The 13,182-nt window shown below is 30.1% G+C and carries 9 protein-coding genes and 1 other RNA gene (1 of these 10 only partly in view); 8 read left to right on the top strand and 2 right to left on the bottom strand.

From position 1 onward, the window contains the following. A protein-coding gene (locus PG913_RS05435; protein ID WP_271231963.1) for a DUF937 domain-containing protein crosses the window boundary here: on the bottom strand, positions 1–467 show its 5' portion. Its footprint begins 181 nt before the window's first position; only the first 467 of its 648 coding nucleotides appear in the window; its start codon is at positions 465–467; the stop codon falls past the left edge of the window. Positions 468–591: 124 nt separating this feature from the next. Here PG913_RS05435 and PG913_RS05440 point away from each other — a divergent pair, with 124 nt between their 5' ends. Next, a complete protein-coding gene (locus tag PG913_RS05440) occupies positions 592–1,917 on the top strand; it encodes a dicarboxylate/amino acid:cation symporter (protein WP_271231964.1) in 1,326 nt (441 codons plus the stop codon). A 79-nt stretch (positions 1,918–1,996) separates the two neighbouring features. Here PG913_RS05440 and PG913_RS05445 read toward each other — a convergent pair whose 3' ends face one another. Beyond that, a complete protein-coding gene (locus tag PG913_RS05445) occupies positions 1,997–2,509 on the bottom strand; it encodes a DUF7935 family protein (protein WP_271231965.1) in 513 nt (170 codons plus the stop codon). A 195-nt stretch (positions 2,510–2,704) separates the two neighbouring features. Here PG913_RS05445 and PG913_RS05450 point away from each other — a divergent pair, with 195 nt between their 5' ends. From PG913_RS05450 to PG913_RS05480, 7 genes are all read left to right on the top strand, one after another. Then, the gene (locus tag PG913_RS05450) at positions 2,705–5,035 is read left to right on the top strand and encodes an ATP-dependent helicase (protein WP_271231966.1); all 2,331 of its coding nucleotides are present in this window, start codon (positions 2,705–2,707) and stop codon (positions 5,033–5,035) included. Between the two features lie 49 nt (positions 5,036–5,084). Continuing rightward, positions 5,085–5,741, top strand: a complete 657-nt coding sequence (locus PG913_RS05455) for a DUF4290 domain-containing protein (RefSeq protein WP_271231967.1) — start codon at positions 5,085–5,087, stop codon at positions 5,739–5,741. 3 nt (positions 5,742–5,744) lie between these two features. Further along, positions 5,745–7,058 (top strand): UDP-N-acetylglucosamine 1-carboxyvinyltransferase, encoded by a 1,314-nt coding sequence (gene murA, locus PG913_RS05460; RefSeq protein WP_271231968.1) that lies wholly within the window; start codon positions 5,745–5,747, stop codon positions 7,056–7,058. 102 nt (positions 7,059–7,160) lie between these two features. Further along, positions 7,161–7,739, top strand: coding sequence for a nucleotide exchange factor GrpE (locus PG913_RS05465; protein ID WP_271231969.1), 579 nt, complete (start codon positions 7,161–7,163; stop codon positions 7,737–7,739). Between the two features lie 107 nt (positions 7,740–7,846). Next, the gene (gene dnaJ / locus PG913_RS05470; RefSeq protein ID WP_271231970.1) at positions 7,847–8,983 is read left to right on the top strand and encodes a molecular chaperone DnaJ; all 1,137 of its coding nucleotides are present in this window, start codon (positions 7,847–7,849) and stop codon (positions 8,981–8,983) included. 634 nt (positions 8,984–9,617) lie between these two features. After that, positions 9,618–9,927, top strand: an RNA gene (rnpB, locus tag PG913_RS05475) — RNase P RNA component class A. A 318-nt stretch (positions 9,928–10,245) separates the two neighbouring features. After that, positions 10,246–13,023 carry a bifunctional aconitate hydratase 2/2-methylisocitrate dehydratase gene (locus tag PG913_RS05480; protein ID WP_271231971.1) on the top strand — a complete coding sequence of 926 codons (2,778 nt, stop codon included), beginning with the start codon at positions 10,246–10,248 and terminating at the stop codon, positions 13,021–13,023. Positions 13,024–13,182 lie beyond the last annotated feature (159 nt).

Here is a 13,182-nt window from a genome sequence, read left to right on the forward strand (position 1 = left end):
CCTGATAACATACCACCTAAATCATTTGAATTACCAATGTTATTTTGACGAGATTGTTTTCCTAAAAGTCCCATTAATAAAGGAGCAGCTGTTTTTAAAATACTTGCTACAGCATTAGAATCCATTCCAGATTTTTGACCTATAACTTGTTCTACACCTTGTTGTTTTGTTCCTAAAACGTGCTTTAAAATATTATCACCATCTTGTAAAACATCAGGATTTACACCACCGTCAAATAATCCACCTAAATTATCTAAAATACCTCCATCATGTTTATTTAAAGCTTCCATTAAACCTTGAGCACCTTCTGGTGTTGCAGAGTTACGTTGCATTGCTTTCATTAATACAGGTAAAGCCATTGTTAAAACACTACTTGTTTTATTAGTATCCTGTCCTGTTGATCCTGCTACTCCTGATATAATTGATTTACCTAAGTCACTGTTTAATAAGTCTAAAATTCCTGCCATTTTTTTGTTTTTAATAAGATTAGTAATACGTTCTATATAATTAAGACACAAGTTACGAATTAAACGTCACATTTTTTTAATTTTTTATTTTACCTTACAAGCTTTAAAAAAAATAAATCAATAAATGAAAAAACTAGCTTTACACTGGCAGATTTTAATAGGAATGATTCTAGGTATCTTATTTGGAATTGGAATGACATTTACAGAAGGAGGTGCTTCTTTTGTAGGGAATTGGATAAAACCGCTAGGTACAATTTTTGTTAAATTATTAAAATTAATAGCAGTACCATTAATTATAGCTTCTTTGATAAAAGGAATATCAGACTTAAAAGATATTTCTAAATTTAAGAATATTGGGTTACGTACTATGGTTATTTATGTAGGAACTACAGTTGTAGCTATAACTATAGGTTTAGCATTGGTTAATATAGTACAGCCAGGTAATGGAATATCAGAAGAAACTATTACTAGATTAACAGAAACATATGCAAATAGCGGAGGAGTACAAGCTAAAATAGCAGAAGCTAGTAAACAAAAATCAAGTGGACCTTTACAATTTTTAGTCGATATGGTTCCTGATAATGCCATAAAAGCAATGGGAAGTAACAAGTCAATGTTACAGGTAATTTTCTTTACTATTTTCTTAGGGATATCAATGTTATTAATAGGAGAAAAAAAATCAAAACCATTAAAAAACTTTTTTGACTCATTAAATGAAGCTGTCTTAAAAATGGTTGATTTAATTATGCTATCAGCACCTTATGCTGTATTTGCATTATTAGCAACAGTAGTTGTATCATCTAAAGATCCTGATTTATTATTTGCATTATTAAAATATGCTTTTACAGTAATTGGAGGATTATTAATTATGGTTACTTTTTATATGGTTTTAATAAGTGTATTTACAAAAAAGAATCCAATTTGGTTTTTAAAACAAATAAGTCCTGCACAATTATTAGCGTTTTCTACCAGTTCAAGTGCTGCAACTTTACCCGTAACAATGGAACGTGTTGAAGAACATGTAGGAGTTGATAAAGAAGTTTCTAGTTTTGTATTGCCAGTAGGAGCAACCATTAATATGGATGGAACAAGTTTATATCAAGCTGTAGCCGCTGTATTTATAGCACAAGCATTAAGTTTTGATTTATCTTTTGGAGATCAATTAACAATTATATTAACAGCATTATTAGCATCAATAGGTTCGGCAGCAGTACCAGGAGCTGGTATGGTTATGTTAGTAATTGTATTAGAATCGGTAGGTTTTCCTGCGGATAAATTAGCAATAGGATTAGCTTTAATTTTTGCTGTTGATAGACCTTTAGATATGTGTAGAACTGTTATTAATGTAACAGGTGATGCAACAGTTGCTACTTTAGTTGCTAAATCGGTAGGTAAATTAGGAGAACCAAATCCTCAGAATTGGGATGATAATTATGAGGAGGTAAAATAAAAATATTCTTTATAGAAGATAAAAAAAACATCAATGAGCTTTTCATTGATGTTTTTTTTTGATAATTTTATAACGTATTTTAGATCAATTTTTTCACTTCTTGTTTTAAATATGCTATTGACGTTTGTGTTGGGTTTTCATTTTGAGAATAATAAATTAAAACACTTTCTCGTAAATCTTTTGCTGTTTCTGAAGTTTCAACTGTTTTTCTAAGTTTCGAAATTATAGTTAATTTTGCAGCTACAGTTGCTTTCCAGCTATCTTCAGATACATATAATTGTTGTACCATATTATGCTCATACTCTTGTTCAATATTAGCAATTAATAATTGTAAGTAACTATTGGTATCATTTCCGATAGGAGGTACTCTAACTAATAACTTTGTAGGATTTATACGTTCACAGAATAATAGTAAACGTTCATAAGCTTGAAGTTTTATAGGTAAACTTTCTCGTTTTTTGTCAACTAAGGCATTAAATTTTATTACATCATCGTCTTTTTTCATAAAAGCTCCTAATATAAAATAAGCGACTCCGCCCGTTACCATGGCGGGTAATGCATATGCTAATCCTTCAATAATTTTATCTTCCATAATGCGAATATACAAGTCCTATTAAAATTGCCAATCCAAATTTTAAAATAATTTTTTATCTATCAAAAAAAATATTAATTTTTAGAACTTTTTTAAGACAGTTAAAAATTTTGAATAAAAAATAAGCTACATTCTTTATATAACCTAAAAGAATGGTTAAATTTCCAAATTCAAAATTCTTACAAACTTTTTCTATTGAATACTTATTTAGAGCAACTTAACGAACCACAAAGAGCAGCCGTTTTACAAAAAGATGGCCCAATGATAATTATAGCAGGAGCAGGATCTGGTAAAACACGAGTTTTAACTTATCGTATTGCTCATTTAATGGAACAAGGAATTGATTCTTTTAATATTTTATCGCTAACATTTACAAACAAAGCAGCACGTGAAATGAAAGAACGTATTGGCGGAGTTGTTGGAACTAGTGAGGCTAAAAATTTATGGATGGGAACTTTTCATTCTGTTTTTTCTCGAATTTTAAGATCGGAATCAGACCGTTTAGGGTATCCTTCTAATTTTACAATTTACGATACACAAGATTCTGTTCGTTTAATATCAAGTATTATCAAAGAAATGCAACTTGATAAAGAGCAGTATAAACCAAAACAAATTTTAAGTAGAATTTCATCTTTTAAAAATAGTTTAATAACTGTTCGTGCTTATTCTTTAAATCCAGAATTGCAAGAAGCCGATTTAAAAGCCAGAAGACCTAGAGTAGGTGATATTTATAAAGCTTATGTTGATAGATGTTTCAAAGCTGGAGCAATGGATTTTGATGATTTATTGTTAAGAACAAATGAATTGTTAACTCGTTTTCCTGAAGTATTAGCTAAATATCAAAATCGTTTTAAATATATTATGGTTGATGAGTATCAAGATACAAATCATTCGCAATATTTAATTGTAAAAGCTTTGGCTGATCGTTTTCAGAATATTTGTGTTGTTGGTGATGATTCGCAAAGTATTTATAGTTTCCGTGGAGCTAACATCAATAATATTTTAAATTTTCAAAAAGATTATCCTGATGTTAAAACCTTTAAACTAGAACAAAATTATCGATCAACAAATAATATTGTAGAAGCTGCAAATAGTGTTATCGATAAAAATAAAACAAAGTTAGATAAGGAAGTCTGGACTGCAAATGATGCAGGTGAAAGCATTAAAATAATGCGTACTATTTCTGATGGTGAAGAAGGTCGTTTTGTTGCACAATCTATTTTAGATAATAAAGAAGAGCATCAATTAACAAATGATTCGTTTGCTATTTTATACAGAACCAATGCGCAATCAAGAGCAATGGAAGATGCTTTGCGTAAAAAAGATATCAAATATAAAATTTACGGAGGAATCTCTTTTTATCAACGAAAAGAAATAAAAGATTTATTATCATATTTACGTATTTTAATAAATCCGAATGATGAAGAAGCATTAAAGCGAATTATTAATTATCCAGCAAGAGGAATTGGAGCTAGTACTATGGATAAATTAGCAATAGCTGCTGATCATTATAATAAATCAATCTTTGATATTTTGGTAAATATAAATACCATCGATTTAAAAATAAATGCAGGAACTAAAAATAAATTAGCTAATTTTACAAGAATGATTCAGCGTTTTCAAATAGAAGCGCAAAAAATGAATGCTTTTGAAATTGCTGATTTAGTCGTAAAACGAATTGAACTAGTTCAAGATTTACAAAAAGACGGTACACAAGAAGGTGTAAATAAAGTTGAAAATATTCAAGAATTATTAAATGGTATAAAAGATTTTATTACAGATAAAATTGAAACAGGCGATGATGCATCATTACCTATATTTTTAGAAGATGTGGCGTTGGCAACAGATTTTGATAGTGAAACTGATGATACACCGATGGTTTCATTAATGACAATTCATTTATCAAAAGGATTAGAATATCCGTATGTATATATTGTAGGTTTAGAAGAAGGTTTGTTTCCTTCGGCAATGAGTATGACTACTCGTAGTGAACTAGAAGAAGAACGTCGTTTGTTTTATGTAGCCTTAACTAGAGCTGAAAAAGTTGCTTATTTAACATATGCAAAAACTCGTTATCGTTGGGGGAAATTAACAGATGGAGATCCTAGTCGTTTTTTAGAAGAAATCGCTCCTGAATTTGTAGAGTATTTATCACCTAAAATTTCAGGAAGACTAGAAAATCGATTTATGGATGATGATTTGTTTGATACAAATGATTTTTCTAGAAAAATAAGATTTGAAAAACCAATACAAAAACAACGAAAAGAATTTATATCTAAAAAAGAAAAGCCTAATTTAATACCTTCAAAAAGTAAACTGAAAATAAAGCCTCAATTAAATATACCAATCAATTTATTTTCAGGAGAAATTAATATTGGTAATTTTGTAGAGCATAATCGTTTTGGAACTGGTGAAGTAATTGCCTTAGAAGGAAAAGGACCTAATAAAAAAGCAGAAATTAAATTTGGTACGGTTGGTAAAAAGAAATTATTATTACAATTTGCAAAACTAAAGGTAATCGGATAACGTATTTGTTCGTAATAATTACCTATTTTGCATACATAAATATAGAGAAATGACGTTTGATTTAGAATACAATTCAGAAAGAGATCACTTAATAATTCCAGAATATGGAAGACACATACAAAAATTAATAAATCATTGTATTGCTTTAGAAACTAAAGAAGAGCGTAATGTAATGGCAAAAGCAATTGTAGATGTAATGGGAAATTTACAACCTCATTTACGTGATGTTCCTGATTTTAAACACAAACTTTGGGATCAGTTACATATTATTGCTGATTTTAAATTAGATGCTGATTCTCCTTATGAAATTCCTTCTAAAGAAGAATTAACAGAGAAGCCTCAAAAAATGGATTACCCAAAATCGGCTTCAAGATATCGTTATTATGGAAATAATATCCAAACAATGATTAACATCGCCTTAACTTGGGAAGAAGGTGAAAAAAGAGAAGCTTTGGTATTTACCATTGCTAATCATATGAAAAAATGTTACTTAAATTGGAATAAAGATACCGTTGATGATGCTGTTATTTTTAAGCATTTATATGATTTATCTGATAAAAAGATAGATTTAAGAGAGTCGAAAGAAGTATTATCAGAAAGTAAAAATTTACTAAGAAAACGTAGTAGTCAAGGACAATCAACAAGTAAAAATTCTTCAAAGACAAAATCAAATTATACTACTAATAATAAATATAGAAAAAAATAAAAAATGGCATCATTTAAAATAGAAGGAGGTCACAAACTTAATGGCGTAATTACACCTCAAGGAGCAAAAAATGAAGCACTACAAATTATATGTGCAGTTTTATTAACTCCTGATAAAGTAACAATTAATAATATTCCTGATATTATTGATGTAAATAAACTGATTTTTATTTTAGGTGAATTAGGTGTTAAAGTTGAAAAATTAGGAACAAATTCTTATAGTTTTCAAGCTGATAATATCAATTTAAAATATTTAGAATCAGCAAAATTTAAAAAAGATGGAAGCTCTTTAAGAGGTTCTATAATGATTGTAGGTCCTTTATTAGCTCGTTTTGGAAAAGGATATATTCCTCGTCCAGGAGGTGATAAAATTGGTCGACGTCGTTTAGATACTCATTTTGAGGGTTTTATTAATTTAGGTGCGAAATTTAGATATAATAAAGAAGAATACTTTTACGGTGTAGAAGCCGAAAATGGTTTAGTAGGAACTGATATGTTATTAGATGAAGCATCGGTAACAGGAACAGCAAATATTGTAATGGCAGCTGTTTTAGCAAAAGGAACTACGACTATATATAATGCCGCTTGTGAACCTTATATTCAGCAATTATCTAAAATGTTGAATTCAATGGGCGCAAAAATATCAGGAGTAGGCTCTAATTTATTAACTATTGAAGGAGTAAAATCTTTAGGCGGTTGTGAACACAGAGTATTACCTGACATGATTGAAATTGGTAGTTGGATTGGTGTTGCAGCAATGACACGTTCAGAATTAACAATTAAAGATGTTAGTTGGAAAAATTTAGGACAAATACCTAATGTGTTTAGAAAACTAGGAATTCAGCTAGAAAAAAGAGGTGATGATATTTTTATTCCATCACAAGATAGTTACGAAATTCAAAATTATATTGATGGTTCAATCTTAACAGTAGCCGATGCTCCTTGGCCTGGTTTTACTCCAGATTTATTAAGTATTGTTTTAGTATTAGCAACTCAAGCAAAAGGAACTGTATTGATTCATCAAAAAATGTTTGAAAGTCGTTTGTTTTTTGTCGATAAATTAATCGATATGGGAGCTAAAGTTATTTTATGTGATCCACACAGAGCAACAGTTATAGGACATGATTTTAAATCAATGTTAAAAGCTACTAAAATGACTTCACCAGATATTCGTGCAGGAATTTCATTATTGATTGCAGCTTTATCAGCAAAAGGAACTAGTATTATTAATAATATTGAGCAAATTGATAGAGGATACGAAAATATTGAAGCTCGTTTAAAATCTATTGGAGCTAAAATAGAAAGAATAGAAGATTAATAAAAAATTAAAATAATTAAAATCGTGTCAACATGGCACGATTTTTTTATTGGCAATATTATTGATAAAAGTATGCTGAAGAAACTAAAGAAACTATTTACAATGAGTAAAGATCAATATACAAAAGAAGACGAGTTAAAAGACGCAATTGATAAAACAGTAGTAGAAGAAAATATAGAAGAAACAGAAGGTTCTTCTAAAGAAAAAGATGCTGAAGAAGCACAGAAAATATCTTTAGAACCTACAACAGAAGATTTATTAGAAGCTGAAAAAAATAAATATTTACGTTTATTTGCTGAGTTTGAAAATTATAAAAAACGTACTTCTAAAGAACGTGTAGAGCTTTTCAAAACAGCAGGGCAACAAGTTATGACAGCTTTACTGCCAATTTTGGATGATTTAGAACGTGCTTTAGTACATGTTGAAGATGATAAAGAAGGGTTTAGTAAAGGAGTAGTATTAATTCAACAAAAATTAGTAGCTACTTTAGAGCAAAAAGGTTTAACAGCAGTAGCTGTAAAAGCAGGTGATGATTTTGATGCAGATGTACACCAAGCTATTACACAAATTCCTGCACCTTCAGATGACTTAAAAGGAAAAGTTATTGACTGTGTAGAAAAAGGGTATAAGTTAGGAGATAAAATTATCCGTCACCCAAAAGTGGTAGTAGGACAAGCATAAACAATAAGTCATTACAAAGAATTTCAAAGCAATAGCTTTGCAAATGCGAAGTACTATTTTTTCAAAAAAATACTTCATTATATTGACAATGACAGAATAGCATAAAAATGGCAAAACAAGATTATTACGAAATATTAGGTATTTCAAGATCAGCAACACAACCTGAGATAAAAAAAGGATATCGTAAAATGGCAATTAAATATCACCCAGATAAAAATCCGGATGATAAAACTGCTGAAGAGAAATTCAAATCATGTGCAGAAGCATATGAAATTCTTAGTGATGATAATAAAAAAGCACGTTATGACCAATATGGTCATGCAGCATTCGACGGTCCACAAGGTGGCGGCGGCGGTGGTTTTGGCGGTGGTGGAATGAATATGGATGACATATTCAATCAATTCGGTGATATTTTTGGCGGCGGAGGCGGTGGCTTTGGCGGTTTTGGCGGTGGCGGAGGTCAGCGACAAGCTAGAGTTAAAGGATCTAATATGCGTATTCGTGTAAAACTTACTTTAGAAGAAATTGCTACAGGAGTAGAAAAGAAAGTAAAAGTTCGCAGAAAAGTACAAGCAGAAGGTGTTACTTATAAAACATGTACAACTTGTAATGGTAGCGGACAACAAATGCGTGTTACAAATACCATTTTAGGTAGAATGCAACAGGCAGTTACTTGTGGTACGTGTCAAGGAGCTGGTGAAATATTAAACAGTAAACCTAGTGGAGCAGATGCACAAGGTTTAATTGTTAAAGAAGAAACAGTTTCTATTAATATTCCTGAAGGAGTTTCTGAAGGAGTACAATTAAAAGTTGGAGGAAAAGGAAATGAAGCACCTGGTAAAAACTCTATTCCAGGAGATTTATTAGTCGTTATCGAAGAAGTTCCTCATGAAAATTTAAAAAGAGAGGGAAGTAATATTCACCACGATTTATATATTAATTTTTCTGAGGCTGTTTTAGGTGTTTCTAAAGAAGTAGAAACAGTTACAGGAAAAGTAAAAATAAAGATTGAAGCTGGAACACAATCTGGTAAAATTTTAAGGTTAAAAGGAAAAGGATTACCAAGTATAGAACGTTATGGTATTGGTGATTTCTTAATTCATATTAATGTTTGGACTCCGCAAGAGTTAACCAAAGAACAACGTAAGTTTTTTGAACAAATGCAGGGTGATGACAATTTTAGTCCAAACCCTCAAAAATCTGATAAATCATTTTTTGAGAAAGTAAAAGATATGTTTTCATAATAAACATAAATATTCAGTCATTTTTTTCTGATAACGATTTATAATACTTTAAAACCCACTCATTTTTGAGTGGGTTTTTTATTTTACAAATCTTCTTATCTTAAATTTCATTTAAACATGTTTTATAACTGAAAAATAGAATCCGTCAAATTGAATTTAGTTCAGTTTCGCATCCTGATTTCCGGTAAATCTTCGCTTTATATGATGCTCAAATAAATTTAGAATGACGGTTAATGTTAAAAAAACACTTTAGTTGAAATTTAAACAGGCTCTAGCATAATTTTTTATTTTTGAATTAGTAGCAATTTCCCGCTTTCCGCACTCGCTTTTTTTATTTTTTCGAAAAGAAAAATAAAAAAGAGCTCAAACAGTTGCTTCAATCGGGGCTAGGGTTCTGTTTTTTATTGAAAATAATTAACACTATTTGAAAATAAGGAAAAACACCCTCTCTTATTTAGGTAAAAAAATAAAATATTTTATTTTTTTTATTGTTTTGGTTGTGTAATGTTAAAAAGAGTTATATATTTGCAGTGTCTATAAGACGTTATAGACACTTTTTCTTTTTCATAGCAATTTTCCCACTCAATTTATTGAGTGGGTTTTTTTATGAAAGAAGTGAATTTTATAAAAAATTTAAGCAGACCAATCTTATCGACTTATATTTAGTATAAGTAGGAAAGTCTGGACACCACAGAGTAGTATAGCGGATAGCAACCGTCCGGCGTAAGCCGAGGACAAGTGCAGCAGAAAGAATGTACAGGTAATGCTGTAGTGAAACCAGGTAAACTCTATACGGTGCAATGTCATGTACATTAGAGCTCGAGCGCTACTCGCGCGATTCTAAGGGGTAGACAGATTGATTTTACGAGTAATTGTAAAACTAGATAAATGATAAGAGCCTTATTTATAAGGAACAGAATCCAGCTTAATGGTCTGCTTTTTTAATTTAAAATCCTTAAAATATAAATCGTTTTAAGGATTTTAAATTACATATTTATTAAAAAATTAACATTTAGATCTTCATTAATTATATAATTCTTTTTTTAATCATTTAAATTATTTTTAAAATAGTATTTACGCTAGTTTGTTGTTTATCTTTTAAAATTGAGTTAAAAATAGTACTTTTGTATCACAAAAATTAACTTAACTTTTTATATAGCTTTTTTGATATTGATGTATCAAAAAAATACTCTAAATCAAAAAAAGTGTAACACCTTTAGAAGGTTTAAAAGTAAGCTATTAACTTTAAAAACAAATCTTTTATGAATATGTATAAAGATTATATAAAGGAAATTGAATCAAGAAAAGATCAAGGACTTCATCCTAAACCAATTGATGGTGCTGAATTACTAAGCGAAATCATTGCACAAATTAAAGATATAAATAATGAGTATAGAGAAAATTCTCTTAACTTTTTTATATATAATGTTTTACCAGGAACAACAAGTGCTGCTGTAGTAAAAGCAAATTTTTTAAAAGAAATTATTTTAGGAGAATCAATTATTAAAGAAATAACACCTTCTTTTGCTTTTGAACAATTATCACATATGAAGGGAGGTCCTTCTATTGATGTATTATTAGATTTAGCATTAGGTACAATTTTAGATTTAGCTAAACAAGCTGTCACTGTTTTAAAAACTCAAGTTTTTCTTTATGAAGCAGATATGGCTCGTTTAGAAAATGCTTTCAAAAGTGGAAATGAAATAGCTAAAGAACTTATCGAAAGTTATGCTAAGGCTGAGTTCTTTACAAAGCTTCCTGATGTTGCCGAAGAAATTGAAATAGTTACTTTTGTAGCTGGTATTGGTGATATTTCAACAGATTTATTATCTCCAGGAGCAGATGCACACTCTAGATCAGATCGTGAATTACATGGTCAATCTATGTTTGAGCATAATAAAGAAATGCAAAAAGAATTGCTAGCTTTAAAAGAGCAACACCCGAATAAACGTGTAATGTTAATTGCAGATAAAGGAACAATGGGAGTTGGTTCTTCAAGAATGTCTGGTGTAAATAATGTTGCTTTATGGACAGGTATTTCTTCAAGCCCATATGTACCATTTATTAATATTGCTCCAGTAATTGCAGGAACAAATGGTATTGCTCCAATTTTTTTAACAACAGTTGGAGTTACTGGTGGAATAGGTATCGATTTAAAAAATTGGGTAAAACAGAAAGATGCTGACGGGAATACTATTCTTGATGAAGAAGGAGATGCAGTTTTAAAAGAAGAATACTCTGTCGCAACTGGTACTGTTTTTACTATAAATACAAAAACAAAGAAATTATATAAAGGCGACAAAGAATTAAAAGATATTTCTACTGCTTTAACGCCGCCAAAAATGGAGTTTATTAAAGCTAAAGGATCTTATGCTGTTGTTTTTGGTAAAAAACTACAATCATTTGCTTGTAAAGTTTTAGGAATTGATGTTCCTCAAGTATATGCAACTTCTAAAGAAGTATCTATTGATGGACAAGGTTTAACAGCTGTTGAAAAAATATTCAATAAAAATGCAGTAGGAACTACACCTGGTAAAATTTTACACGCAGGCTCTAACGTTCGTATAGAGGTAAACATTGTAGGGTCTCAAGATACTACAGGTCTAATGACTTCTCAGGAATTAGAGATGATGGCAGCTACTGTAATTTCTCCAATTGTTGATACAGGTTATCAGTCAGGATGTCACACAGCTTCTGTTTGGGATGATAAGTCAAAAGCTAATATTCCAAGATTAATGAAGTTTATGAATGACTTCGGATTAGTTACTGCACGTCACCCTGAAGGGAAATATCATGCAATGACAGATGTGATTCATAAAGTATTAAATGATATTGCAGTTGATGATTGGGATGTTATTATTGGTGGAGATTCACATACACGAATGGCAAAAGGTGTTGCTTTTGGAGCAGATTCAGGAACAGTTGCTTTAGCATTAGCTACTGGTGAAGCTACAATGCCAATTCCAGAATCTGTAAAAGTAACTTTTAAAGGAGAAATGAAATCTTATATGGATTTCCGTGATGTAGTTCATGCTACTCAAGAACAAATGTTAAATCAGTTTGAAGGAGAAAATGTTTTTCAAGGAAAAATTATTGAAGTTCATATTGGTACGTTAACTTCAGATCAAGCTTTTACATTTACAGATTGGACAGCAGAAATGAAAGCAAAAGCTTCTATCTGTATTTCAGAAGATGAAACTTTAATTGAATCATTAGAAATATCTAGAGACCGTATCCAAATCATGATTGATAAAGGTATGGATAATCCGAAACAAGACCTTAAAGGATTAGTCGATAAAGCTAATAATCGTATTAAGGAAATTAAAACAGGAACTAAATCAGCATTAAAACCAGATGCAGATGCTAAATATTATGCAGAAGTAGTTGTAGATTTAGATAAAATTTCTGAACCTATGATTGCTGATCCAGATGTAAATAATGAAGATGTATCTAAACGTTATACACATGATAATATTCAACCTTTATCTTTTTACGGAGGAACTAAAAAAGTAGATTTAGGTTTTGTTGGTTCACGTATGGTTCATAAAGGAGATATGCAAATATTAGCACAAATGCTAAAAAATTTAGAAACGCAACAAGGTAAAGTAGAATTTAAAGCTCCTTTAGTTGTAGCACCACCAACATATAATATTGTTGATGAATTAAAAGCAGAAGGTGATTGGGAAGTATTAGAAAAATATGCAGGATTTGTATTTGATGATAATGCTCCAAAAGCAATTGCAAGAACTAAATATGAAAATAAATTATATTTAGAGCGTCCAGGTTGTAGTCTTTGTATGGGGAATCAAGAAAAGGCTGAAGCAGGAGATACGGTAATGGCAACTTCAACTCGTTTATTTCAAGGAAGAGTTGTAAGAGATACTGATGCTAAAAAAGGTGAATCTTTACTTTCATCTACACCTGTTGTTGTTTTATCTACAATACTTGGAAGAATTCCTTCTCTTGAAGAATACATTACAGCAGTAAAAGGAATTAACTTAACTAAGTTTAAACCTTCTAATAAATTATTAGTAAAATAAATTTCAAGTTGTTTTTTATAAATTAACTTGAAATTTATAAAATATTAAAAACCAGTAATTAGCTTTACTGGTTTTTTAATGATATTTATTTTATTATTTATGTTTATAAAATAGAAGAAGTAAGTATACAACTATGAAAAAAAATTATATATTTGTAAA

It is taken from the genome of Tenacibaculum pacificus, from assembly GCF_027941775.1.
Taxonomy (GTDB): domain Bacteria; phylum Bacteroidota; class Bacteroidia; order Flavobacteriales; family Flavobacteriaceae; genus Polaribacter; species Polaribacter pacificus_A.